This is a genomic window from Pseudomonas sp. LBUM1648 (assembly GCF_059716145.1).
This window is the reverse complement of record NZ_CP166808.1, coordinates 2,459,594-2,483,754: the sequence shown is the minus strand read 5'-3', so window position 1 is coordinate 2,483,754 and position 24,161 is coordinate 2,459,594. Positions and strand designations below refer to the sequence as shown.

Sequence of the window (24,161 nt, the reverse complement as noted above, 5' to 3'; positions counted from 1 at the left end):
AAAAACATGGCACTTTCCCGCGAACAAATGGCTCAGCGCGTCGCCCGCGAAATGCAGGACGGCTACTACGTGAACCTCGGCATCGGCATTCCGACCCTGGTCGCCAACTACATCCCCGAAGGCATGGAAGTCATGCTGCAATCGGAAAACGGCCTGCTCGGCATGGGTCCTTTTCCGACGGAAGAAACCATCGATGCCGACATGATCAACGCCGGCAAACAGACGGTGACCGCGCGCATTGGCGCGTCGATCTTCTCCTCCGCCGAATCCTTTGCGATGATTCGCGGCGGCCATGTCGACCTGACCGTGCTGGGCGCGTTTGAAGTGGACGTCGAAGGCAACATCGCCTCGTGGATGATCCCCGGCAAACTGGTCAAGGGCATGGGCGGCGCGATGGATCTGGTGGCTGGCGCCGACAACATCATCGTTATCATGACCCACGCATCCAAGGATGGTGAGTCCAAACTGTTATCCAAGTGCAGCCTGCCGCTGACCGGCGCCGGGTGCATCAAGCGTGTGCTGACCGACCTCGCCTATCTCGAAATCGAGAACGGCGCGTTCATTCTCAAAGAGCGCGCACCGGGCGTCAGCGTTGAAGAGATTGTGGCCAAAACCGCCGGCAAACTGATCGTGCCTGATCACGTACCGGAAATGCAGTTCGCTACCCAGTGAGGAATTCGAAAATGCAAGACGTTGTCATTGTTGCCGCCACGCGTACCGCGATCGGCAGTTTCCAGGGTGCGCTGGCCTCGGTATCCGCAGTCGATCTGGGCGCGGCGGTGATCCGCCAGTTGCTCGAGCAGACCGGTCTGGACGGTGCTCAGGTCGATGAAGTGATCATGGGCCAGGTACTGACTGCCGGCGCCGGCCAGAACCCGGCGCGTCAGGCTGCGATCAAGGCTGGCCTGCCCCACGCCGTACCGGCCATGACCCTGAACAAGGTCTGCGGCTCGGGTCTGAAAGCCCTGCACCTTGGCGCCCAGGCGATCCGCTGCGGCGACGCTGACGTGATCATCGCCGGCGGCCAGGAAAACATGAGCCTGTCCAACTACGTGATGCCGGGTGCGCGCACCGGTCTGCGCATGGGTCACGCGCAAATCGTCGACACCATGATCAGCGACGGACTGTGGGATGCGTTCAACGATTACCACATGGGTATCACTGCCGAAAATCTTGTCGACAAGTACGAAATCACCCGTGAACAGCAGGACACCTTCGCTGCTGCTTCACAGCAAAAAGCCGCCGCTGCCATCGAGGCCGGTCGCTTCGTCGATGAAATCACCCCGATCCTGATTCCGCAGCGCAAAGGCGACCCGGTTGCGTTCAAGGTTGACGAGCAACCGCGCGGCGCTACCACCGCCGAATCTCTGGCCAAACTGCGCCCGGCTTTCAAAAAGGATGGCAGTGTCACTGCCGGCAATGCTTCCTCGCTGAACGACGGCGCCGCTGCGGTGATCCTGATGAGCGCCGAGAAAGCCAAGGCGCTGGGCCTGCCAGTGCTGGCCACTATCGCCGCCTACGCCAACGCGGGCGTCGACCCGGCGATCATGGGCATCGGCCCGGTCTCGGCCACTCGTCGCTGCCTGGACAAGGCTGGCTGGTCGATTGACCAGCTCGATCTGATCGAAGCCAACGAAGCCTTCGCCGCACAATCGCTGGCCGTGGCCAAGGATCTGCAATGGGATCTGGACAAGGTCAACGTCAACGGTGGCGCTATCGCTTTGGGTCACCCGATCGGCGCGTCGGGCTGCCGGGTGCTGGTGACCCTGCTGCACGAAATGATCAAGCGTGATGCGAAAAAGGGTCTGGCGACCCTGTGCATCGGTGGTGGCCAAGGCGTCGCCCTGGCGCTGCAACGCGGATAAAGAGCAATACAGACAGCGAGCGGATCCACGACATCCGCCCGCTGTCTACCTGCTTACCTGCTTACCTACAGAGGATTGTGTCGTTCACGAATATGGCTTGCGCAGCAAATAAGTATCCATGATCCACCCATGCTCAGCCCGCGCAGCCTTGCGCACCCGCTCGATCTCATTCGCCACCTCCCCGAGTTTGCCGCTGATCAGAATCTCATCCGGCGTGCCCAGATAGGCCCCCCAGTAAATCTCTGTCTGCGGATCAGCCACATGCTGGTAGGAATCTTCGGCGTCGAGCATCACCACCAGACTGTCGGCATCACTCACCTGCCCCGCCGCCAGACGCCGGCCTGTGGTGATTTCTATCGAGCGGCCAATCGTATTCAGCGGCACCTTGTGCTGCGCGGCCAACGCCTGAACGCTGGTAATCCCGGGGATCACCTCAAATTCGAAGGCACAGCGGCCTGACGCCAGAATCGCCTGGAGGATACGAATGGTGCTGTCGTACAACGCCGGATCGCCCCACACCAGAAAACCGCCGCACTCGCCGTCAGACATTTCGTCATTGATCAGCCGTTCGAAGGTTTGCTGTTTGGCGCGATTCAGATCATCGACGCTGGTGGTGTAGTCCACATCGCCACGCTCGCGCTCCGGGCTGTGGGCTTGGACGAAACGATACGTGGGATCCGTGATGTAGCGCTCACAGATCTCGCGACGCAGGTCGATCAGTTGGTCCTTGCTCGCGCCTTTATCCATCAGAAAAAAAACATCCACCCGATTCAGCGCTTTCACCGCCTGCATCGTGATGTAGTCCGGATTGCCGGCACCGATGCCGATCACCAGCAGTTGTTTCATCAGTGCGCTCCTACAACGTCGAGACCGGGCAAGCGTAGCCGCCAGCGCCCCGTGAAGCGCAATTCGACAACCGATAACGGCTCGACATCAATGTCATGAAAGGCCGAACCGCGCATCATCTGCATCAGCGCGGCGCGGATGATGAACGGATGGGTGACCGCTACGACATGGCCCGGCGTGGCTTGCAAACTGACCAGCCACGCTGCCACCCGTTCACAAAGTTGCGCAACCGACTCACCACCGTGGGGCGTGGCGTGGGGATCTTCCAGCCAGGTGCGCAACGCCGCTTCCTGTGTGCTTTGCAGATCCTTGATCGATTGGCCGTGCCACTGTCCCCAATCACAATCGCGCAGCGCCTCATCGACTTGAGCATCCGCGCCAAACCACGCCGCCGTCTGCCGGGTGCGCAACTCCGGTCCGCAGATCAAACGCCGCGGAGGTTGGAAACGCGTAGCCAGCGCCTCAGAGGCCAAGCCAATATTTTCAACAGGCTCACTCGTAGGAAAACGCGCCAATTTTTGTGCGACGGTTCGTGCATGGCATATCAATGTCAAACGGCTGGTTTGCACAATCAATCACTCGGTCGAGGGACATCAAAATTCAACGGCGCATTGCCGATATGTTGGCCATTGTGCCGTAAACCGAGGCTTCCGGACTGGCCGATGCCGCGAAGTGTCACTCAGCGATTGTGAAAAAGCGGCGATATCTGACACCACAATGGGCAATGGACTACATAACCTGTCGATCTCAATGTAGCCCTTGTTACACGGGCATCTCGCCCCATTTTAGGGCCTTTTCAACACGGCAAAAAAATCGCTAGACATGTAGCGTCCGTTACATAAATACTGTTTTAACGGATTGTGAAACGAATTCGACACACCCATCCAGCAGGAGCCAGGATGCCCCCTCTAAGAGACCTGATCACCGACCCCGGCCTCGACCTTACGCCGTCGGAGCGCAAAGTTGTTCGCGCCCTGCTTGATCAGTACCCACGCAATGGGCTGGGGCCCATGGCGCGACTGGCCGAACATGCCGGCGTCAGCGATCCGACCATCGTCAGGCTGGTGAAAAAACTCGGTTTCGGCGGTTATGCCGAATTCCAGGATGCCCTGCTCAGCGACATGGACCATCGCTTGCGCTCGCCGCGCACCCTGCTGCAGCCACGCGCGCAGCAGCAAAAGGATGACGCCTGGAGCCACTATCTGGGCGACAGCCACCGCCTGCTGGTTGAAACCCTATCGCTGACCCAACCCGAAGACGTGCGCATCCTCACCGACTGGCTGCTCGATGGCCGACATCAGGTGTACTGCTTCGGCGGCCGTTTCAGCAGCCTGATGGCGACTTACCTGCTCAATCACTTGCGCCTGCTGCGGCCCGGTTGCTTTGCGCTGGAGGACAACGCGCAACTGCCCGATCGCCTGTTCGATCTGCAACGCCAGGACGTGGTGCTGGTGTTTGACTACCGCCGTTATCAAACCCAGGCCCTGCGCGTCGCCAGTGCCGCGAAAAACAGCAACGCACGCGTGGTGCTGTTCACCGACATCTACGCCTCGCCGCTGCGCGAACTGGCTGACCTGATCATCAGCGCCCCGGTGGAATCGGCTTCGCCGTTCGACACCATGGTCCCGGCGCTGGCTCAGGTCGAAGCACTGATCGCCTGTCTGACCCTGCGTACTGAAAATCTGGCCGATCGCCTGGAAGGCATCGACGCCCTGCGCAACGACTTCAACACCCACCTGCTGGAGGATAAATAAGGATGTTCAGCCTTCCCCACCGCTCGCCGCAGGACTTGCCGTTTGTCACCGACCATACCGCTTTGCTGCTGGTCGACATGCAGCGTGCCTGGCTCGAACCGCAGTTCGACCCGCACCTGAACGGCCCGGACGGCGAGTATTTCCTGACCCGCGCGCACATGCAGGTGGTGCCCAATCAACGCCGGTTGCTCAGTGCCTTTCGTCAGGCGCGGCAGAACGTCCTGCACACCATTATCGAAAGCCTGACCGCTGATGGCCGCGACCGCTCGCTGGATCACAAGCTGTCAGACATGCACCTGCCCAAGGGCAGCGCGCAGGCGCGAATCATTGAAGACCTGACCCCGGTGGAAAACGAAATCGTCCTGCCGAAAACCTCGTCCGGGGTCTTCAACTCGACCAACATCGACTACGTGCTGCGCAACCTCGAAACCCGCCACCTGATCATCGCCGGCATCGTCACCGACCAATGCGTCGACATGGCCGTGCGCGACGCCGCCGACCGTGGTTATCTGGTGACGCTGGTCGAAGACGCCTGCGCCACCTACAACGAAGCCCGGCATCACGCCTGCCTGAATGCGATCAAGGGTTACTGCTGGATCACCGACACCGATACCGTGCTCGCTCGGTTGCAGGAGATGCAGCCATGAGCGCACGCCTGACGCCGCTGCCGATGACCACCATCGTCACCACCGACCTGATCGGCATCACCCGTGGCCGCTCGTTCCCCACCGATGAACTTGAGCATTACCAGGCCGCCGGTTGCGGCTGGGTTCCGGCCAACAGCGCGTTGACGCCGCAAGACATCATTGCCTCGACCAACCCGTGGGGCGCTTATGGTGACTTGCGCCTGATTCCCGATCTGAGCAGTCGCGTCACCGTCAACAATGGCCCGGATCCCGATGCGCCAGCGCTGGATTTCATTCACGGTGATATCCGCGAAACCGACGGCCGCCCATGGGGTGCCTGCCCGCGCACGTTGTTGCGTGATGAAATCGAGCGCTACCGCGACGCGTTGGGGTTGCAGGTCAATGCCGCGTTCGAACACGAATTCAACCTGCATGCTGGCTTTGCCGAACACTTGGCGTTCTCGCTGGAAGCCCAGCGTCAGGGCGCCGAATTCGGCGGCTGGCTGCTCGCCGCACTGCGCGCCGGCGGCGTCGAGCCGGAAATGTTCCTGCCGGAATACGGCAAGCATCAATACGAAATCACCTGCCGTCCAACCCTCGGCGTGGCAGCGGCGGACCGCGCAGTGAACGTGCGCGAGATTACCCGCGAGATTGCCCGGCAAATGGGCCTCGACCTGAGCTTCGCGCCGAAAACCGCCGAGAACGCGGTGTGCAACGGGGTACACCTGCACGTCAGCCTGCTTGATCTGGCCGGCCAGCCAATGCTCTACGACGCGGGCACCAGCAACGGTCTGTCGACCCTTGGCCAGCATTGGGCGGCGGGCATCCTGCATTACTTGCCCGCGCTGTGTGCGTTTACTGCGCCGACGCCGGTGTCGTACGAGCGCTTGCAGCCGCACCACTGGAGCGCGTCCTACGCCTGCCTGGGCCAGCAGAACCGTGAAGCGGCGCTGCGCATCTGCCCGACGGTGACGCTGGGCGGCAAATCCGTGGCCACGCAGTTCAACCTGGAATTCCGCGCCATGGACGCCACCGCCTCGCCGCACCTGGCCATGGCTGCGCTGCTGATCGCCGGACGCCTGGGCATCGAACAGCGTCTGGCGCTGAACGCGATCACCGATGAGATTCCCGACTCACTTAACGACGAGCAACGCAAGGCGCGGGGCATCGTTGCCCTGCCCCTCTCGCTGGCCCAGGCACTGGATTGCCTGCGCAACAGTGGCGCCTTCAATGAATGGCTGCCCAAGCCGTTGCTCGATACTTACCACGCCCTGAAAACCGAGGAACTGGCGCTGACGGAACAGCTCTCGCCCGCTGACCTGTGTGAGCACTATGCACGCCTGTACTGAATCCGCCGAGCTGGGGTTGTACACCCGACCGGTCTACAACCTGAGCCGCGCTGACTCGACGCACCCGGTGATTCTGGTGTGCGAGCACGCCAGTCGCTACATCCCCGAGGCCCTGAACAACCTGGGTCTGGACGATGCTGCCGCGCGCGAGCACATCGCCTGGGACATCGGCGCGCTGCAACTGGCCGAGCAATTGTCGGAAACCCTCGGCGCTACGCTGTTGAGTGCCAACTATTCGCGGCTGCTGATTGATCTGAATCGACCACGGCATGCGCCCGACAGCATTCCGGCGCAGAGCGAGATTTACCAAGTGCCGGGCAACCGCGAGCTGGACGAAGCCACCCGCGAATACCGGCGCCAGACGCTGTTCAAGCCGTTTCACACACAGTTGCAGACGCTGATCGACGAACGCATCGCCAAGGGGCAACCGGTGCGGGTGGTCGGGATTCACAGTTTCACCCCGGTGTATTACGGCCAGCCGCGCCCGCTGGAAATCGGCGTGTTGTTTGGTCAGGCCAAGGCGTATGCACAACGGCTGCTCGACGGCCTCGAAGAGCTTCCGCTGAAAGTCGCGGGCAACCAGCCGTACAAGATAGATCCGCTGGGCGACATGACCGTGCCAGTGCACGGTGACGCCCGCGGCCTGGAGTCGCTGTTGATCGAGGTGCGCAACGACTTGCTGCAAAGCCCGGAGGCCGTCTCGCGCTGGGCTGGATACCTCGCGCCATTGCTGTAAGGAAAGACGCCTGTAAAGACTGCTGATGCTGTAACGGATTACCGATAAAAGAACTAAAAGACAATCGATGGCTGACAAGGAGTTGCGCTTCATGGAAATTGAAGAATTCGGCTACAAGCAAGAGTTGAAACGGAGCCTCACGCTCACGGATCTGGTGGTGTACGGGATGATTTTCATGATCCCCATCGCCCCGTTCGGCGTGTATGGCTACGTGAATGCCGAGGCACCGGGAATGGTGCCGCTGGCGTACATCATCGGCATGGTGGCGATGCTGTTCACGGCGTTGAGCTACGGCAGCATGGCCAAGGCTTTTCCGATCGCAGGCTCGGTGTATTCCTACGCGCAACGCGGCCTCAATCAACACGTCGGCTTCATCGCCGGTTGGCTGATGCTGCTCGATTACCTGCTGATACCACCGCTGCTGTATGTGTATGCGGCGATGGCGCTCAACCATTTGTATCCGGACATTCCGAAAGTCGGCTTCATTCTGGCGTTCCTCGTCAGCGCGACTTTCGTCAACCTGCGCGGCATCACCTTCACCGCGCGGATGAACATCATTTTCCTGCTGGCGCAACTGGTGGTGCTGGGCATCTTCCTGTTCTACGCCTGGAACGCCCTGCACAACGGTGGCGGTAACGGCGAGCTGACTCTGGCGCCGCTGTATCACCCGGAAACCTTCAATTTCGCCCTGTTGATGCAAGCGGTGTCGATTGCGGTGCTGTCGTTCCTCGGCTTCGACGCGATTTCCACCCTCGCCGAAGAGATCAAGGGCGACCCGGGCCGCAGCGTCGGCAAAGCCGCTCTGATCACCTTGATGGTGATGGGTGTGATCTTCGTTGCGCAGACCTGGATTGCTACTGATCTGGCAGCGGGCATGGGCTTCAAATCCGCCGACACCGCGTTCTATGAAATTGCCGAAATCGCCGCTGGCAGTTGGCTGGCGACCCTGACCGCTGTAGCGACTGCGCTGGCCTGGGGCGTGGCGGTGGCGATCACTTCGCAAGCCGCTGTCTCGCGCCTGCTGTTCGGCATGGCCCGCGACGGCAAGTTGCCGAAAGTGCTGGCCAAAGTGCATCCGAAACACAACACGCCGTACCTGAGCATTTATCTGGTGGCGGTGCTGTCGCTGGTGATCTGCTACCTGTTTATCAACTCGGTCGACACCCTGACCTCGCTGGTGAACTTCGGCGCGCTAAGCGGCTTCATGCTGCTGCACCTGACCGTGATCAACTACTACTGGCGTCGGCAAAAATCCGGTCAGGTCGTGCGCCATCTGATCTGCCCGGTGATCGGCTTCATCATCGTCGCGGCCATCATGTACAACATGGGCGTCGATGCGCAGAAACTCGGCCTGATCTGGATTGCTCTGGGCCTGGTGTACCTGTTTTTCCTCAACAAGTTCGGCGCCAGTACCGCGCTGCCTGACCCGAGCAACGGCTGACAAGAAAAAGAGCGGCGTCTGACAACAAATCAGGCGACCGCCGCTTTAACGCGTGGAAACCGACAGTGATAGTCAGGTTCGGTGATTCGCCGAACCTTTTGATACAGGAGTACATCCATGCTGGTCTTACGCCCAGTCGAGCAGAATGACCTGCCCCAGCTCCAACAATTGGCCCGCGACAGTCTGGTGGGCGTGACCTCCCTGCCGGACGACAGCGAGCGTTTGCGCGAGAAAATCGCTGGTTCCTGTGCCTCGTTTGACAGCGAAGCCGCAGCACATGGCCCGGAGAACTATTTCTTCGTGCTGGAAGATTCCGACAGTCAGCGGCTGGTCGGTTGTTCGGAGATCCTCGCCAAGGCCGGTTTTGGCGAGCCGTTCTACAGCCTGCGCAATCGCCATTTCACCAGTGCCTCGCGGGAGCTGAATATCGAGCACGGCGTGCCGGCGCTTTCGTTGTGCCACGACCTGAACGATCACACCCTGTTGCGTGGTTTCCACATCGACGCAGCGCTGGTGCGAACGCCGTTTTCCGAATTGCTCTCGCGGGCGCGCCTGCTGTTCATCGCGGCCCATGCGCAGCGCTTCGCCGAAGCAGTGATTACCGAAATCGTCGGTTACAGCGACGAGAACGGTCATTCGCCGTTCTGGGATGCGCTGGGCAAACACTTCTTCGACCTGCCCTACGCCGAGGCCGAGCGCCTGTGCGGGTTGCAGAGCCGCGCGTTCCTCGCCGAACTGATGCCGCAATACCCGATCTACGTGCCGATGCTGCCGCAAGCGGCGCAGGACTGTATCGGCCGTATTCACCCGGATGGCCAGGAAGCCTTCGACATTCTTGAGCGCGAAGGCTTTGAAACCAACAGCTACATCGACCTGTTCGACGCCGGCCCTACGCTGTATGCGCGTACCGCGAACATCCGTTCAGTCGCTCAAAGCCGGACCGCACAGGCGCAGCAACAATCGCACATTGATGCACGCAGCCGTTATCTGCTGAGCAACGATGCGCTGCATGGCTTCCGGGCCATCGTCGCCGAACTTGATTACCACCCCGATCAACCGCTGTCCCTCACCCCTGCAATGTGTGCGGCGCTGAACGTGACCGATGACAGCCCGATCCGGCTGATTGCCCTGTGAACCGCGCCCGGTTCCGCACCCAACGACAGTGCCCGAACAGGCGCGAAGAAGGAGTTACAGCATGATTGTCCGCCCGGTTAAAGTCAGCGACCTGCCCGCGTTGATGACGCTGGTACAGCAGGCAGGCCCGGGGTTCACCACCCTGCCGGCCAACGAAGATCGCCTGTCCCACCGGGTACGCTGGGCGCAACGGGCGTTCGCCGAGCAGGTGGAACGTGCCGATGCCGACTATCTGTTTGTGCTCGAAGACGATGACATGCGCGTGGTGGGTGTCAGCGCAATGGCCGGCGCGGTTGGTTTGCGCGAGCCCTGGTACAACTATCGGGTCGGGCTGACGGTGAGTTCGGCCCCGGACCTGGGCATTCAACGGCAGATCCCGACGCTGTTCCTCAATAATGAACTGACCGGCCAATCGGAGTTGTGCTCGTTGTTTCTGGGCCATGACCATCGCCACGGCAGCAACGGCCGCTTGTTGTCGTTGGGGCGTTTGCTGTTCGTCGCTGAGTTCCCTCATCTGTTTGGCGAGAAAATGATCGCCGAACTGCGCGGCAGTGCCGATGAGCTGGGTTGCTCGCCGTTCTGGGACAGTCTGGGCCGACACTTCTTCCAGATGGACTTCAGTCACGCCGATCACCTGTCGGGGCTGGGTAACAAATCGTTCATCGCCGAATTGATGCCGCGCCAGCCGCTGTACACCTGCCTGCTCACCGAACAGGCGCAAGCCGCCATCGGTCAGGCGCACCCCAATACCGAACCGGCGCTGAAGATCCTCCAGGCTGAGGGTTTTGCCCACAAAGGCTATATCGACATTTTCGACGGTGGGCCGGTGATCGAAGCGCCAATCCGCAATATTCGCACGGTGCGCGACAGCCTTGAGTTGGCCCTTAGCCTCGGCACCCCGGACGAACAGGCGCCGCTGTGGCTGATCCATAACCGCCGCCTGGAAAACTGCCGCATCACCGTCGCCCGCGCTCGCCGGGTCGGCAGCAGCCTGGTGATCGACCGCCTCACGGCCAAGCGCCTGCAACTGCAACCGGGCAATTCGGTGCGGGCAGTGATGTTGCCCAATCAACAGCAGCAGGCCGTGGCTGCCTGATCCCCCCTATATGGAGGAGATCCAACTGTGGCGAGGGGATTTATCCCCGATGGGCTGCGAAGCGGACCCAAAAAAAGCCAACACCGCTTCCTTTCAGGCATACCGCATGCACCGGTTTTGCGACTGCTGCGCAGCCGATCGGGGATAAATCCCCTCGCCACAGTCGGGTCCTCTCAGACAGGCAAACCCTTCATTACAGGTTAATCCTTTCAGCACTTTATTCATCATCAACCTCTACCCTCGCAAATTCGTCATGATCATTGACCCATTCGCGTGATAGCCTTTTCATTCTTCGGCGTTGACACCTTTGCTCAAGCCGTTCCATTCCTTTGTATTGGTGGAACTCGTATGACCAGGCTTTCCCATCAAGATTTGCGCCGTAACTTCCGTCAGCTGCTGGCCTCCGACACCTGCTACCACACGGCCTCGGTGTTCGACCCGATGTCCGCCCGCATTGCCGCGGACCTGGGTTTTGAAGTGGGGATTCTCGGTGGTTCCGTGGCCTCGTTGCAGGTATTGGGCGCGCCGGACTTTGCCCTGATCACCCTCAGCGAGTTCGCCGAACAGGCCACCCGCATCGGCCGTGTCGCCCAATTACCGGTGATTGCCGACGCCGACCACGGCTACGGCAACGCCCTCAACGTGATGCGCACCATCGTCGAACTGGAACGCGCCGGCGTCGCCGCCCTGACCATCGAAGACACCTTGCTGCCCGCCCAATTTGGCCGTAAATCCACTGACCTGATCACGGTTGCCGAAGGCGTCGGCAAGATCCGCGCAGCGCTGGAAGCCAGGGTCGACACGGAAATGGCGATCATCGCCCGCACCAACGCCGGCATCCTGCCGAACCAGGAAATCATCAGCCGCACCCGCCAGTATCAGGCTGCCGGCGCCGATGGCATTTGCATGGTTGGCGTGCAGGACTTCGATCAGTTGGAGCAGATTGCAGAACATCTGACCGTGCCGCTGATGCTGGTGACCTACGGCAACCCGGCACTGCGCGACGACAAACGTCTGGCCGAACTGGGCGTGCGCGTGACCATCGACGGCCATGGCGCGTACTTCGCGGCGATCAAGGCAACCTACGACAGCCTGCGCGAACAGCGGCAGATCTTTACCCAGGCTTCGGACTTGAGCGCGACCGAATTGACGCATACCTATACCCAGCCGGAGGAATACATTCTCTGGGCCAAGGAATATATGAGCGTCAAGGAGTGATGTGTTGGCCGCACCGGCCTCTTCGCGAGCAGGCTCGCTCCCACATTTGATCTGTGTCGAACACACATTCTGTGCTCACTACAATCCACTGTGGGAGCGAGCCTGCTCGCGAAGACATCGGCCGCTACACCGCTAAATCGGGGTTTTGTAAGCCTCCTCCCGCTGCATCGCCCTGGCCTGAATCACATTCAAAATCGCACACCCTTCGCGCATCAACAGATGCACCGCGCTGGTCACCCGCGTCAGGTCAAAATCGGAAATACCCTTGAGGTTGAGGCTGGACAAGGTGTCCGCCAGATCGCGCACAACCACAAACCGGTGCATCGCACAGGCGGCCATGTCGCTGAGTTCTTTGTGGGTGTTGATATAGAGCACCGGGGACTCGGCGTCGTAGGTGTCGATGGGGATGTAGCGAGGCATTACTTGGTCGGGCATGGGTACAACTCCTGTATTGAGAGCTACCACCCGTCGCGGCCAAACGAGGAAGGTGGCAGCCGTACGCGGGTTGGCCGACCGGATACAGGAACCGGCACACCCGAAGGTGTCCCACGCACAGCCGCCATAACACAACATCACAGACAACCATCGACTGAATATGTTGGGCAGACTGTACGTCCCTGTATCGACCGGCCAAGGTCGCTCGCGGTGAATTCCGCAAGCCCGAACTATAGGGGTCGATACCGAAACGCGGCAACAGGGTACGTTGTAGGAAACGTCTTGGAAAGTTGTGCGCCGCCCGCTCCTTCCGCTTTTCCTACAAAAGCCTCGTCACTGCCCCTTGGACAATTCCATAATCATCCGCGACAACAGATATATCCGCGGCGCCACACTCGCTACCTCCGCATATTCCTCCGGCGTATGAATATTGCCGCCAACAATCCCGAAGCCATCCAGCGTCGGCGTGCCAACCCCGGCCGACAGACTCGCATCCGCCGCGCCACCGCTGCCCTCCTCGGTCAATTTGCGGCCGATTTCGCCGTAAATCCCCTGCGCCATGGCCATCAGACGATCTGACTCGGCCGTCTGCGGCATCGGCGGTAGACCCCGTTGCAAACTCGTGGTCACCACGGTGTCTGGAATCAATTTGTCCTGCGACACCCGCGCCAGATCCTTCTCGATCCGGTCGAACTCCTCCGGCACCGCCGCACGCACGTCAGCCTTGGCCGTGGCTTGATCCGGAATCACGTTGGTGCGATCGCCAGCCTTGAGCACGGTGAAGTTGATGGTGGTTTTCTTCGCCTCATCACCCAGCTTGCCCAGTTGCAGAATCTGGTGCGCCGCTTCCATCGCCGCGTTGCGCCCCAATTCCGGCGCGACCCCGGCATGCGCTGCTTTGCCCTTGACCTCGACCACCGCCGTTGCGCTGCCCTTGCGCCACACCACCAGGCCATCGGCCGGACGACCCGGCTCAAGATTGAGCGTCACGTCATGCAGTTTGGCGGTTTTCTTGATCAGGTCGGTGGCGACGTCCGAGCCGGTTTCTTCGCTAGCGTCGAGCAGGAAGGTGATTTGCGCGTAGTCCTTGAAGTCGAGGTTTTTCAGGATTGTCAGTGCATAGATCCCGGCGACGATGCCGCCCTTGTCGTCCATCACCCCCGGGCCGTAGGCGCGTCCGTCCTTGATGTGGAATGGCCGCTCGGCCGCCGAACCTTCCTTGAACACCGTGTCCATGTGCGCCATCAGCAGGATTTTCGCCTTGCCGGTGCCCTTGAACGTGGCCAGTACGTGGTTGGTTTTTTCCGGGGTGTTGGGTATCAGTTCGATGGTGGCGCCGAGCTTTTTCAGTTCATCGATGACGATCTCGCTGACTTGCTTGAGGCCCGGCTCATAACCGGAGCCTGTATCGATATTAACCAAGCGTTCCAGCAGTTTCAGGGCTTCGGGCTGGTATTGCTCAGCATTGGCGAGGACTTGTTTATGCGGTTCGGCATTGGCGGTAGCGGCAGAGAATGCGAGCGTCAGGCCGAGGCTGGCGGCCAGCAGGGAGCGGGAAAATGAGAACGTCATGAATCGATCCTTGTTTCGCGTCGGGAGGGACTTGAACCGTACCTGACATTGACGCGAGGCTCTATCCCGGATGCGACACCGATTGAACCGGTTCACACAGGTGATATACGGGGAGTCAGACCGAGTCGAGCACCGGCTGCTTGGGCAGGTTGTCGCAATTGCAGATAACCCGGTTGCGCCCACTGGCCTTGGCCTCGTACAACGCCTGATCCGCATCATTGAGCCAACGCGTCGCATCGGCATGGGCCGGATCGTACTCCGCCAGTCCGATGCTCAAGCTGACCTTCAGCGCCGGGTTCTGCTCATAGCCCAGCGTGGCGAAGCGCTCGCGCAACGCTTCCATGGCCTGTGCGGCATGGAACAGCGGCAACTCCGGGAGAATCACGCAGAATTCATCGCCCCCATATCGCCCCGCGATGTCGGTGGCACGCAGGTTCTGCTTGAGCAGTTTGCTCAGTTGCCGCAGCACGATGTCGCCGGCCACATGGCCGTAGGTGTCATTGATCGCCTTGAAATGATCGATGTCGATCAATGCAATCGCCGCACCCTGTTTCTGCCGTTTGCAGCGCTGAAAGGCGATTTCCAGTTGATCCTTCCAGGCACCGTGGTTGAGCAGCCCGGTGAGGCTGTCGGTGCGGCTAAGCGCGAGCAATTCACGTTTATGCAGCCCCAGCGTGTAGGCCTGGCGAAAGCAGATCCAGCCCAGCGCCAGCGGATAGAGCATCAGCAACGGCAGGCAGGCATACAGTTGCAAGGGTGAGGTTTGCGGAATGAAGGCTGGGGCAAACACCACCAGCCCTACGCCAACCCCAAGGAGCTGCGCCGCAGATCCGGCCAGCAGAAAGCGCACACCGCCGATGGCCACGTTGTTCATCGCCATCATCGAGATGGTCGTGGCGCTGGGCAGTGGATTGAACTGCATGGCGGCGACCCAAAAACCGCCGAGAAAGGCGTCGATCAATAGATTTCGGTGTTCGCCGTGGTAAGGCACGCTTGAACGGCGCGCCCATTGAAAGGCCAAATGCGGCCAGACCAGGCCGTTGATCAGCATCAGCGCCCATACCCACAGCGGTGGATCGAGCGGGTACATCGCCACGCTCACGCAAAGAAGCCCCAGGACCAGACCGAGGGTTCGCGATGTGTAGAGCCTCCTGGCCAATGAAAGTCCCTTCCCTCCCGTGTTTCCCATAGGGGCCTCGATCACTCGACGGAACTTGCACACCGTCAGACGGACTTGCTTGGAGTCTAACAGGGCGACGTTAAATAGCCATCACCGGCTAGCGGGCTCAACGGGCGCTGATCCGCCGGGCACAGTGCAAATATTTGGCTATACATGAAAGGAGGAAAACGGAAAAACAACTATAAGAAGGAGGCCCATGCAGACTTACCAAGTGTTGATCATCGGTAGCGGTTTTGGCGGCCAGTGTGCGGCGGTCAACCTGCTCAAGGCCGGGATCGACGATTTTCGTATGCTGGAACGGCGCGACTTCTTCGGTGGCACCTGGTGCCAGAACACTTACCCCGGCGCGGCGGTGGACGTGCCGTCGCCGCTGTATTCGCTGTCATTTGCGCCGTACCGCTGGTCGCAGATGTTTGCCGAGCAGGCGGAACTGCACCGTTACACCGAGCATGTGATCGACCAGTTCGGTCTACGTGATCGGGTGGAACTGCAGGCCAATGTCGAGCGCGTCGAGTGGGACGAGGCTGAAAAACGCTGGGCCGTCCACACCGCGACCAAGGGCACGTTCTACGCGCAGTTCATGATCAATGCCACCGGGCCGTTGAGCCAACCGGTGATCCCGCACTTCCCGGGGCAGGAGCGCTTTCAGGGCAAGTCTTTTCACACAAACTATTGGGATCACAGCTACGACTACTGCGGTAAACGCGTGGCCATCGTCGGCAGCGGCGCCAGCGCGGCGCAGGTGATCCCGGCGATTGCGCCGAAGGTCGAGCAGTTGCATGTGTTCCAGCGCACACCGCATTGGGTGTTGCCTCGCGCTGATCGCGTGTTCGGGCCGTTTCAGCGTTGGCTGTTGGGCTTGAAACCGGCCTACAAGCTATTGCGCTGGCTGATCTACTGGCAGTTCGAAACCCGGGTAATTGCCTTCAAATACTCGAAACCGGCGATTCACCTGGTGCAGAAGCAGGCATTGCGCTTTCTCAAGCGCCAGGTGCCCGATCCGGTACTTCAGCAAAAACTCATCCCGGATTTCACCATCGGCTGCAAACGGGTGCTGGTTTCCAGTACTTACTACCCGGCGCTGACTCGGCCTAACGTCACCTTGCACAGTCGCGAACAAGGCATCGCCTCCATCGACGAAAGCGGGATCAACACCCAGGACGGTCAGCACATCGATGTGGATCTGATCGTCTGGTCGACCGGTTACGACGCCACCGATGGCGTTATTTCCTACCCGGTCAGCGGAAAAAACGCCGTGCAGCTCAGAGAGGTATGGGCCGAATACCCCCGCGCCTACCTCGGCACCAGCCTGCCGGACTTTCCCAACCTGTTTATCGTCACCGGCCCCAACACGGGCATTGGCCACACATCGGCGCTGTTCATCATCGAATCGCAGATGAACTACATCCTCGACTGCATCCGCACCGTGCAGGCCAAAGGCCTGCGCAGCATCGAAGTACGTCCCGAGGCAGAACGTACCTACACTGAGATGATCCATCGGGAGATGGAGCGCACGGTCTGGAAGTCCGGCGGCTGCCACAGTTGGTACCAAAGCAAGAGCGGTCATGTGATCGCTATGTTTCCCGGCTTCAGTTTCAGCTATTACCGCTTGACCCGGGCGCTGAAACCGGCCGATCACATTCTGTCCTGACTACGTAAAAGGAAGACGTCGATGCTTTTGCTGTTTGTCGCCCTCGCAGTGTTCGTGGCCTGGAGTTGGTTGAGTTACCCGGCGGTCGGCCATTGGCTGTATGACCTGAACATGGCCACCGAAGCCAAGTTGTACAAGCTGCACAAGATCGAAGTGCCGATCGCCGAGATGACCGTCTCGACCTGGCAAGGTGGGCCGTACGAAGCTGCCAGCGCGATCCTGATGCTGCACGGTTACAGCGCCGACAAGAACCTGTGGCTGCGCTTCTCGCGGCATTTCGTACGCCAGTATCGAGTGATCATTCCGGATCTGGCCGGCCACGGTGAAACCGGCTTCAAGGCCGGCGGCGGCTACGACATCCCGCTGCAGGCCAAGCGCATGATCCAGTTGCTCGACGTCTGCGGCGTGGAGAAAGTCCATGTGATCGGCAACTCCATGGGCGGCTACATTGCGGCGTGGTTGGCGGCGACGTATCCGGACAGGATTGCCTCGGTAGCGCTGATTGATCCGGCCGGCGTCACGGCGCCGGAGGTCAGTGACATGGAGCGGCATCTGGCCCGTGGGCATAACCCGTTTCTGATCAATTCCCGAGAGGAATTCCAGCAGTTTTATGCCATGACCATGGCTTCGCCGCCGTGGGTGCCGAAGCTGGTACTGGACGCCATCGCCCAGCGCTACGAACGGCAACGCGATGATCTGGAAGAGATCTTCCGCGACTTCCGCGCCAGCCCGCCGATGGAGCCGAAACTGGCCGACATCAAATGTCCGGCGCTGCTGCTGTGGGGGCGCAAGGATCGGCTGATCGACGTCAGCAGCGTGCCGATCTGGAGCAAAGGCATCGTCAATTTGCAGGTGGATGTGTGGGACGGCGTCGGGCATATGCCGATGGTCGAACAGCCGGTTAATACCGCGCGGTTGTACCGGGAGTTTCTGGAAACCCAGCGATGAACGTCCGGAAGAACGCGATCCCTGTGGCGAGGGGATTTATCCCCGATGGGCTGCGCAGCGGCCCCCGTCTTGGCATTGAGTTGGTTCAGGACAGATCGCATTCACTGGGTTGGGTCTGCTACGCAGCCCATCGGGGATAAATCCCCTCGCCACAGGAAAGTATTTCTACCCATAAGACGGTGGGTTTTGCGATGAACATTTTGTATGACGAACGCCTCGACGGTTCGCTGCCTGACGTGAACAAGGCCGAGCTACTGAAGGCCTTGCAGCAAGCCGTGCCCGACCTCGACATTCTGTGGCGTGAAGACGAACTCAAACCCTACGAATGCGACGGCCTCTCGGCCTATCGCACGACGCCCATGCTGGTTGCCCTGCCCCGTCGGCTCGATCAGGTGCAGACCCTGCTCAAACTCTGCCATCAACAGAACGTTCCGGTGGTCGCACGTGGCGCGGGCACCGGTTTGTCCGGCGGTGCCTTGCCGCTGGAAAAAGGCTTGCTGCTGGTCATGGCGCGTTTCAACAACATCCTGCACATCGACCCGGCTGCTCGCACCGCACGGGTTCAGCCGGGCGTACGCAATCTGGCAATCTCCCAGGCCGCCGCGCCGTTCGGCCTGTATTACGCGCCGGACCCGTCGTCACAGATCGCCTGTTCGATCGGCGGCAATGTCGCCGAAAACGCCGGCGGCGTGCATTGCCTCAAGTACGGTTTGACCGTACACAACCTGCTGAAAATCGAAGTGCTGACCATCGAAGGCGAACGCCTGACGTTGGGCGCCGACGCCCTCGATTCAGCGGGTTTCGACCTGCTCGCGCTGTTCACCGGTTCCGAAGGTTTGCTGGGGATCATCACCGAAGTCACGGTCAAACTGTTGCCCAAACCCCAAGTCGCCAAGGTGCTGCTGGCCAGTTTCGATTCCGTGGAAAAGGCCGGGCGCGCGGTGGCGGAAATTATTGCGGCAGGGATTATTCCCGGCGGCCTGGAAATGATGGACAACCTGGCAATCCGCGCCGCTGAAGATTTCATTCACGCCGGTTACCCGGTCGACGCCGAAGCCATCCTGTTGTGCGAACTCGATGGCGTCGAAGCCGATGTCCATGACGACTGCCTGCGGGTGCGCGCCGTCATGACCGAGGCCGGCGCGACCGAAGTACGCCAGGCCCGTGATGAAGCCGAACGCGTGCGCTTCTGGGCAGGGCGCAAAAACGCCTTCCCGGCCATCGGCCGATTGTCGCCGGACTACTACTGCATGGACGGCACCATCCCGCGCCGCGAATTGCCCGGCGTGTTGCAAGGCATTGCGCGCCTCGGCGAGGAGTACAACTTGCTTGTGGCCAACGTGTTCCATGCCGGCGACGGCAACATGCACCCGCTGATCCTGTTCGACGCCAACCAACCCGGCGAACTGCACCGCGCCGAAGCGCTGGGCGGCAAGATCCTCGAATTGTGCGTGCAGGTCGGCGGCAGCATTACCGGCGAACACGGGGTCGGCCGCGAGAAAATCAATCAGATGTGCGCGCAGTTCAACAAAGACGAACTGCGCCTGTTTCACGCGGTAAAAGCCGCGTTCGACCCGAAGGGCCTGCTCAACCCCGGCAAGAACATCCCGACCCTGCACCGCTGCGCCGAATTCGGTGCGATGCACATTCATGCCGGGCAACTGCCATTCCCTGAGCTGGAGCGCTTCTGATGGCCGATTTCGATGCCAGCAGCGCCCTGCTCGATCAGGTCAACGAGGCGCGGGCCAACGCCACGCCGCTGAAGATTCAGGGCGGCAACAGCAAGGCGTTTCTCGGGCGCGAAGTGGCCGGTGAAGTGCTGGATACTCGCGCGCACCGTGGCATCGTTCGTTATGACCCGACCGAGTTGGTAGTCAGCGTGCGTGCCGGCACGCCGTTGTCCGAGTTGCTCGCCGCGCTGGACGCTGCCGGGCAAATGTTGCCGTGCGAACCGCCAGCGTTCGGCGACGGCGCCACGGTCGGCGGCATGATCGCCACCGGGTTGTCCGGGCCACGGCGGCCATGGTCGGGCTCGGTGCGGGATTTCGTCCTTGGCACAAGGGTGATCACCGGTCTCGGCCAACACCTGCGCTTCGGCGGTGAAGTGATGAAAAACGTCGCTGGTTATGACCTGTCGCGGCTGATGGCCGGTAGTTACGGCTGCCTAGGCGTGCTGACTGAAGTCTCGCTGAAAGTCCTGCCCAAACCCCGTCAGTGCCTGAGCATCCGCCTCGATATCGACTGCACCCGCGCCTTGGCCAATCTCGCCGAATGGGGCCAGCAACCGCTGCCGATCAGCGCCGCGTGTCACGATGGCGACAGCCTGTACCTGCGCCTTGAGGGCGGCGAAGGCTCTGTGACGGCGGCGCATCAACGTTTGGGCGGTGAACCGCTGGACTCGGTGTTCTGGCGGGATTTGAACGAACAACGTTTGCCGTTTTTCGACGAAGGCCTGCCGCTTTGGCGCCTGTCACTGCCCAATAACCTCGGCCCACTGGACTTGCCAGGCGAGCAACTGATCGACTGGGCCGGCGCGCAACGCTGGCTTAAATCCGACAAACCGCACATTCATATCCACGCTCAGGAACTCGGCGGCCACGCCACGTGCTTCACTCACGGCGCCAGTGACTCGCCGTTCCAGCCGCTGGACTGGACCCTGCTGCGCTATCACCGGCAACTCAAGGCGCAACTCGACCCGCAAGGGCTGTTCAACCCAGGCCGGATGTACGCGGAGTTCTAGCCATGCAAACCACCCTCAGCGAGCAATCCCGACTGTTGCCCCGTGCCGCCGAGGCGGAAAAGATCCTGCGCACTTGCGTGCATTGCGGCTTTTGCAACGCCACCTGTCCGACCTATCAATTACTCGGTGATGAACTCGATGGCCCGCGCGGGCGCATCTATCTGATCAAGCAAGTGCTCGAAGGCGCACCGGCCACCCCGCAGACGCAACTGCACCTGGACCGCTGCCTGTCGTGCCGCAACTGCGAAACCACCTGCCCGTCCGGCGTCGATTATCACAACTTGCTCGACATTGGCCGGGCGGTGGTCGATCACGCGGTACCGCGTCCGGCGGCGCAGCGTTTGTTGCGTGAGGGACTGCGGGCCTTGGCACCGAATCCGGGGTTGTTCAAGGGTTTGCTGCGGATGGGCACGGCATTCCGACCGCTGTTGCCGCGAATGTTTGAAAGCAAACTGCCACAGCATCTGCCGAGTTCGGGTGTGCGCCCGCACCCACAGCATGCGCGCCGGGTTTTGCTGCTGGAAGGCTGCGTGCAACCGGGTTTGTCGCCGAATACCAATGACGCCACGGCGCGGGTGCTGGATCGACTCGGGATCAGTGTCACGCCAGTGGCCGAAGCGGGTTGTTGCGGCGCGCTGGACTATCACCTCGACGCCCAGGCCAAAGGCCTCGACCGCGCCCGGCAGAACATCGACGCCTGGTGGCCGCATCTGCAAAACGGCGCCGAAGCCATCGTGCAGACCGCCAGCGGCTGCGGCGCGTTCATCAAGGATTACGGGCATCTGCTGGAGGATGATCCGGCTTACGCCGACAAGGCGCGGCGGATCAGCGAACTGACCCTCGATCTGGTGCAGGTTATCGCGCAGGAACCGCTAGAGCAGGTGTGTGCCGCCGGCGAACAGCGCATCGCCGTGCATTGCCCGTGCACCTTGCAGCACGCGTTGAAACTTGGCGGCGCCGTTGAAGCGGTGCTGACTCGCCTGGGCTTCAACCTGACCAACGTGCCGGACGGGCATTTGTGCTGCGGTTCGGCGGGCACTTATTCGCTGACTCAACCGGCCATCGCCCGGCAACTGCGCGACAACCGCCTCAATGCTCTGGAAAGCGGGCGCCCTGAGCTGATCGTCACCTCCAACATCGGCTGCCAGAGCCACCTCGCCAGCGCTGGTCGGACACCGGTCAGGCACTGGATCGAACTGGTGGATCAGTCGTTGGCAGAATGAAGTTCGTAGGATTCTTCGTTTGCCCGCGCGGGAGAAGGCTGCGATCTTTTCCTCCATCCATTTCGTGACCGTGGCAGGAATTTTTTTCATGACCGTGCAGCCTTTCGTCAGCCCCGACCTGATCCGCCAACGCTTCTCCAAAGCGATGTCCGACATGTACCGCGAAGAAGTCCCGCTGTACGGCGCGCTAATGGAACTGGTGGAGCAGACCAACCGCGACGTGCTTTCACGTCAGCCAGACATCGCCCGACAACTCAACAGCACAGGCGAAATCGAACGGCTGGACATGGAGCGTCATGGCGCGATCCGTGTGGGCACCGCGACGGAACTGGCCACCCTCGCCCGCCTGTTCGCGGTGATGGGCATGCAGCCGGTGGGTTATTACGACCTGACGCCGGCGGGTGTGCCGGTGCATTCCACGGCGTTTCGCGCGGTGCATGAAGAGGCGCTGCAAGTCAGTCCGTTTCGAGTGTTTACCTCGTTGTTGCGGCTGGAGTTGATTGAAGATCCTGAACTTCGCGCCTTTGCCGAATCGGTGCTGGGCAAGCGTTCGATCTTCACGGCGGCGGCATTACGTTTGATCGCGCAGGCTGAGACCGCTGGCGGACTCAACGAAGCCGAAGCACAGGAATTCGTCCTACAAGCGCTGGAAACCTTTCGTTGGCATCACAGCGCAACCGTTACCGCTGCGCAGTACCAGACGTTGAGCGCCCAGCACCGTTTGATCGCCGACGTAGTAGCGTTCAAAGGCCCGCACATCAATCACCTGACACCGCGCACTCTCGACATCGACGTCGTTCAGGAGCAGATGCCGGCTCATGGCATCACGCCAAAAGCCGTGATCGAAGGTCCACCGCGCCGGCAATGCCCGATCCTGTTGCGCCAGACCAGCTTCAAGGCCTTGGATGAGCCGATCGCCTTCACCGACCAAAGCGAAACTCGTGGCAGTCACAGCGCGCGTTTCGGCGAAATCGAACAACGTGGCGCGGCGCTGACACCCAAGGGCCGGGCGTTGTATGACCGCCTGTTGAATGCGGCGCGGGATGAGCTGGGTGATTTCCCCAACGAAGCCAATGCCGCACGCTACAACACGCTGATGACTCAGCACTTTGGCGAACTTCCTGACAGTGTCGAGGGCATGCGCGAACAGGGTCTGGCCTACTTTCGCTATTTCGCCACGGAAAAGGGCTTGGCGGCGGGTAGTCTCAATGAGGCCTCGCTGGAAGACTTGTTACGTGACGGCTATGTGAAAGCGGAGCCGTTGGTGTACGAAGATTTCCTGCCGGTCAGTGCGGCGGGGATTTTTCAGTCCAACCTTGGGGATACGGCTCAGACACACTATGGCGAGCATTCCAATCGGCAGGCATTTGAACAGGCGCTGGGACGTCCGACGATTGATGAGTTGGGGTTGTATGCGCAGACGCAGCAGCGGTCGATTGAAGAGTGCGCGCACGTGCTACGTCTGAAGTTGATCTGATAGTGAAATCCTCTACAAAGGGCCTCGTGATGGCACGGAGCCTTGATGCGCAAGAAGTTGCGCACATGCTCGTAATATTTCGCCCTTAAAATCGCTACAGCTCACGCCATTCATGGCCTGCAGCCAAGTGCGCAAAAAGTTGCGCAGTACTGCGCAACTTCTTGCGCACTTTTGCCCCCAAACCACGGCCAAACATCCTGCGTTTAGCCTCCAACATCCGCTTACCCCCCACATGCCGGGGACTTCGCAAAACCTGGCACGCTCCTTGATAACAGTCAGGCACCCACCGGGCGATTTCGCCTCCCGGGCACCCTAAATTTATCCGCAAGGAGAGCATCCCATGGCAACACCAGCGTACATGTCGGTTACCGGCGAAAAACAAGGCCTGATCACTGCCGGCGCCTTCACCGCCGACTCCGTTGGCAACACCTACCAGGAAGGCCACGAAGACCAGGTTATGGTTCAGGCTTTCAGCCACGACGTGATCATCCCGCGTGACCCACAATCCGGTCAGCCAACCGGTCAGCGCGTTCACAAGCCAGTTGTGATCACCAAGGTCTACGACAAGGCTTCGCCACTGCTGCAAGCCGCTCTGACCTCCGGCGAGCGCATGAGCGAAATCGTTATCCAGTGGTTCCGTACTTCGGCTCAAGGTACTCAAGAGCACTACTACACCACCAAACTGGAAGACGCGATCATCGTCGCCATCAACAACAAAATGCACAACTGCCAGGATCCAGGCAACTCGCACTTCACCCACCTGGAAGAAGTGCAGTTCACCTACCGCAAAATCACCTGGACCCACGAAGTCTCCGGTACTTCGGGTTCCGATGACTGGCGTGCTCCAGTCGTTTAATTACGGCTGATCGT

The 24,161-nt window shown here is 60.6% G+C and carries 22 protein-coding genes; 17 read left to right on the top strand and 5 right to left on the bottom strand.

Annotated elements, in window-relative coordinates; translation table 11 throughout:
• Window positions 1-6 precede the first annotated feature (6 nt).
• Window positions 7-672, top strand: coding sequence for a CoA transferase subunit B (locus ACA043_RS11465; RefSeq protein ID WP_497659243.1), 666 nt, complete (start codon window positions 7-9; stop codon window positions 670-672).
• Window positions 673-683: 11 nt separating this feature from the next.
• The gene (locus ACA043_RS11460) at window positions 684-1,865 is read left to right on the top strand and encodes an acetyl-CoA C-acetyltransferase (RefSeq protein WP_489879993.1); all 1,182 of its coding nucleotides are present in this window, start codon (window positions 684-686) and stop codon (window positions 1,863-1,865) included.
• Window positions 1,866-1,949: 84 nt separating this feature from the next.
• On the opposite strand, the gene cobF is transcribed toward ACA043_RS11460, so the two are convergent.
• Both cobF and ACA043_RS11450 read right to left on the bottom strand, forming a co-directional pair.
• On the bottom strand, window positions 1,950-2,711 hold the full coding sequence (cobF, locus tag ACA043_RS11455; RefSeq protein WP_497659242.1) for a precorrin-6A synthase (deacetylating): 762 nt from the start codon (window positions 2,709-2,711) through the stop codon (window positions 1,950-1,952).
• Window positions 2,711-3,280 (bottom strand): histidine phosphatase family protein, encoded by a 570-nt coding sequence (locus ACA043_RS11450; protein WP_497659241.1) that lies wholly within the window; start codon window positions 3,278-3,280, stop codon window positions 2,711-2,713. Before ACA043_RS11450 ends, cobF begins: the two co-directional genes overlap by 1 nt.
• A 330-nt stretch (window positions 3,281-3,610) precedes the next feature.
• On the opposite strand from ACA043_RS11450, the gene ACA043_RS11445 reads away from it, so the two are divergent.
• From ACA043_RS11445 to ACA043_RS11410, 8 genes are all read left to right on the top strand, one after another.
• The gene (locus tag ACA043_RS11445; protein ID WP_187677072.1) at window positions 3,611-4,465 is read left to right on the top strand and encodes a MurR/RpiR family transcriptional regulator; all 855 of its coding nucleotides are present in this window, start codon (window positions 3,611-3,613) and stop codon (window positions 4,463-4,465) included.
• 2 nt (window positions 4,466-4,467) lie between these two features.
• Window positions 4,468-5,112, top strand: a complete 645-nt coding sequence (locus ACA043_RS11440) for a cysteine hydrolase family protein (RefSeq protein WP_497659240.1) — start codon at window positions 4,468-4,470, stop codon at window positions 5,110-5,112.
• Entirely contained in the window at window positions 5,109-6,440 is a 1,332-nt protein-coding gene (locus ACA043_RS11435) for a type I glutamate--ammonia ligase (protein WP_497659239.1), read from the top strand. Before ACA043_RS11440 ends, ACA043_RS11435 begins: the two co-directional genes overlap by 4 nt.
• Window positions 6,424-7,176 (top strand): N-formylglutamate amidohydrolase, encoded by a 753-nt coding sequence (locus ACA043_RS11430; RefSeq protein WP_497659238.1) that lies wholly within the window; start codon window positions 6,424-6,426, stop codon window positions 7,174-7,176. Before ACA043_RS11435 ends, ACA043_RS11430 begins: the two co-directional genes overlap by 17 nt.
• Window positions 7,177-7,267: 91 nt before the next feature.
• Entirely contained in the window at window positions 7,268-8,617 is a 1,350-nt protein-coding gene (locus ACA043_RS11425) for an APC family permease (protein WP_497659237.1), read from the top strand.
• Between the two features lie 117 nt (window positions 8,618-8,734).
• Entirely contained in the window at window positions 8,735-9,751 is a 1,017-nt protein-coding gene (locus tag ACA043_RS11420; protein ID WP_187677067.1) for an arginine N-succinyltransferase, read from the top strand.
• A 61-nt stretch (window positions 9,752-9,812) separates the two neighbouring features.
• A complete protein-coding gene (astA, locus tag ACA043_RS11415; protein ID WP_497617591.1) occupies window positions 9,813-10,847 on the top strand; it encodes an arginine N-succinyltransferase in 1,035 nt (344 codons plus the stop codon).
• A gap of 348 nt (window positions 10,848-11,195) precedes the next feature.
• The gene (locus ACA043_RS11410) at window positions 11,196-12,065 is read left to right on the top strand and encodes an isocitrate lyase/PEP mutase family protein (protein ID WP_016774123.1); all 870 of its coding nucleotides are present in this window, start codon (window positions 11,196-11,198) and stop codon (window positions 12,063-12,065) included.
• Between the two features lie 132 nt (window positions 12,066-12,197).
• On the opposite strand, the gene ACA043_RS11405 is transcribed toward ACA043_RS11410, so the two are convergent.
• The 3 genes from ACA043_RS11405 to ACA043_RS11395 form a co-directional block, all read right to left on the bottom strand.
• Window positions 12,198-12,500: a hypothetical protein gene (locus tag ACA043_RS11405; protein WP_497659236.1), complete on the bottom strand. Its 303-nt coding sequence runs from the start codon at window positions 12,498-12,500 to the stop codon at window positions 12,198-12,200.
• Window positions 12,501-12,833: 333 nt separating this feature from the next.
• Window positions 12,834-14,072, bottom strand: coding sequence for a M20/M25/M40 family metallo-hydrolase (locus tag ACA043_RS11400; RefSeq protein WP_401269187.1), 1,239 nt, complete (start codon window positions 14,070-14,072; stop codon window positions 12,834-12,836).
• A 115-nt stretch (window positions 14,073-14,187) separates the two neighbouring features.
• A complete protein-coding gene (locus ACA043_RS11395; RefSeq protein WP_187677063.1) occupies window positions 14,188-15,261 on the bottom strand; it encodes a diguanylate cyclase in 1,074 nt (357 codons plus the stop codon).
• Between the two features lie 187 nt (window positions 15,262-15,448).
• Here ACA043_RS11395 and ACA043_RS11390 point away from each other — a divergent pair, with 187 nt between their 5' ends.
• From ACA043_RS11390 to ACA043_RS11360, 7 genes are all read left to right on the top strand, one after another.
• Window positions 15,449-16,903 (top strand): flavin-containing monooxygenase, encoded by a 1,455-nt coding sequence (locus tag ACA043_RS11390; RefSeq protein WP_497659235.1) that lies wholly within the window; start codon window positions 15,449-15,451, stop codon window positions 16,901-16,903.
• A 21-nt stretch (window positions 16,904-16,924) separates the two neighbouring features.
• Window positions 16,925-17,851 (top strand): alpha/beta fold hydrolase, encoded by a 927-nt coding sequence (locus ACA043_RS11385; RefSeq protein WP_489879986.1) that lies wholly within the window; start codon window positions 16,925-16,927, stop codon window positions 17,849-17,851.
• Window positions 17,852-18,042: 191 nt separating this feature from the next.
• Window positions 18,043-19,542, top strand: a complete 1,500-nt coding sequence (glcD, locus tag ACA043_RS11380; RefSeq protein ID WP_497659234.1) for a glycolate oxidase subunit GlcD — start codon at window positions 18,043-18,045, stop codon at window positions 19,540-19,542.
• A complete protein-coding gene (gene glcE / locus ACA043_RS11375) occupies window positions 19,542-20,591 on the top strand; it encodes a glycolate oxidase subunit GlcE (RefSeq protein ID WP_187677059.1) in 1,050 nt (349 codons plus the stop codon). Before glcD ends, glcE begins: the two co-directional genes overlap by 1 nt.
• Window positions 20,592-20,593: 2 nt before the next feature.
• Window positions 20,594-21,814: a glycolate oxidase subunit GlcF gene (gene glcF, locus ACA043_RS11370; RefSeq protein WP_401269177.1), complete on the top strand. Its 1,221-nt coding sequence runs from the start codon at window positions 20,594-20,596 to the stop codon at window positions 21,812-21,814.
• Between the two features lie 88 nt (window positions 21,815-21,902).
• Window positions 21,903-23,291 (top strand): 2-oxoadipate dioxygenase/decarboxylase HglS, encoded by a 1,389-nt coding sequence (hglS, locus tag ACA043_RS11365; RefSeq protein ID WP_497659233.1) that lies wholly within the window; start codon window positions 21,903-21,905, stop codon window positions 23,289-23,291.
• A 340-nt stretch (window positions 23,292-23,631) separates the two neighbouring features.
• Entirely contained in the window at window positions 23,632-24,147 is a 516-nt protein-coding gene (locus tag ACA043_RS11360) for an Hcp family type VI secretion system effector (RefSeq protein WP_007919523.1), read from the top strand.
• Window positions 24,148-24,161: the final 14 nt, after the last annotated feature.

What these genes read in the sequence shown, in the direction of transcription:
- ACA043_RS11440 (WP_497659240.1), top strand. Translation starts at nt 4,468, where the DNA reads ATGTTCAGCCTTCCCCACCGCTCGCCGCAGGACTTGCCGTTTGTCACC.
- astA (WP_497617591.1), top strand. Translation starts at nt 9,813, where the DNA reads ATGATTGTCCGCCCGGTTAAAGTCAGCGACCTGCCCGCGTTGATGACG.
- ACA043_RS11430 (WP_497659238.1), top strand. Translation starts at nt 6,424, where the DNA reads ATGCACGCCTGTACTGAATCCGCCGAGCTGGGGTTGTACACCCGACCG.
- hglS (WP_497659233.1), top strand. Translation starts at nt 21,903, where the DNA reads ATGACCGTGCAGCCTTTCGTCAGCCCCGACCTGATCCGCCAACGCTTC.
- glcE (WP_187677059.1), top strand. Translation starts at nt 19,542, where the DNA reads ATGGCCGATTTCGATGCCAGCAGCGCCCTGCTCGATCAGGTCAACGAG.
- ACA043_RS11420 (WP_187677067.1), top strand. Translation starts at nt 8,735, where the DNA reads ATGCTGGTCTTACGCCCAGTCGAGCAGAATGACCTGCCCCAGCTCCAA.
- ACA043_RS11460 (WP_489879993.1), top strand. Translation starts at nt 684, where the DNA reads ATGCAAGACGTTGTCATTGTTGCCGCCACGCGTACCGCGATCGGCAGT.
- ACA043_RS11390 (WP_497659235.1), top strand. Translation starts at nt 15,449, where the DNA reads ATGCAGACTTACCAAGTGTTGATCATCGGTAGCGGTTTTGGCGGCCAG.
- ACA043_RS11385 (WP_489879986.1), top strand. Translation starts at nt 16,925, where the DNA reads ATGCTTTTGCTGTTTGTCGCCCTCGCAGTGTTCGTGGCCTGGAGTTGG.
- ACA043_RS11395 (WP_187677063.1), bottom strand. Translation starts at nt 15,261, where the DNA reads ATGGGAAACACGGGAGGGAAGGGACTTTCATTGGCCAGGAGGCTCTAC.
- ACA043_RS11410 (WP_016774123.1), top strand. Translation starts at nt 11,196, where the DNA reads ATGACCAGGCTTTCCCATCAAGATTTGCGCCGTAACTTCCGTCAGCTG.
- ACA043_RS11435 (WP_497659239.1), top strand. Translation starts at nt 5,109, where the DNA reads ATGAGCGCACGCCTGACGCCGCTGCCGATGACCACCATCGTCACCACC.
- ACA043_RS11360 (WP_007919523.1), top strand. Translation starts at nt 23,632, where the DNA reads ATGGCAACACCAGCGTACATGTCGGTTACCGGCGAAAAACAAGGCCTG.
- ACA043_RS11465 (WP_497659243.1), top strand. Translation starts at nt 7, where the DNA reads ATGGCACTTTCCCGCGAACAAATGGCTCAGCGCGTCGCCCGCGAAATG.
- cobF (WP_497659242.1), bottom strand. Translation starts at nt 2,711, where the DNA reads ATGAAACAACTGCTGGTGATCGGCATCGGTGCCGGCAATCCGGACTAC.
- glcF (WP_401269177.1), top strand. Translation starts at nt 20,594, where the DNA reads ATGCAAACCACCCTCAGCGAGCAATCCCGACTGTTGCCCCGTGCCGCC.
- glcD (WP_497659234.1), top strand. Translation starts at nt 18,043, where the DNA reads ATGAACATTTTGTATGACGAACGCCTCGACGGTTCGCTGCCTGACGTG.
- ACA043_RS11400 (WP_401269187.1), bottom strand. Translation starts at nt 14,072, where the DNA reads ATGACGTTCTCATTTTCCCGCTCCCTGCTGGCCGCCAGCCTCGGCCTG.
- ACA043_RS11405 (WP_497659236.1), bottom strand. Translation starts at nt 12,500, where the DNA reads ATGCCCGACCAAGTAATGCCTCGCTACATCCCCATCGACACCTACGAC.
- ACA043_RS11445 (WP_187677072.1), top strand. Translation starts at nt 3,611, where the DNA reads ATGCCCCCTCTAAGAGACCTGATCACCGACCCCGGCCTCGACCTTACG.
- ACA043_RS11425 (WP_497659237.1), top strand. Translation starts at nt 7,268, where the DNA reads ATGGAAATTGAAGAATTCGGCTACAAGCAAGAGTTGAAACGGAGCCTC.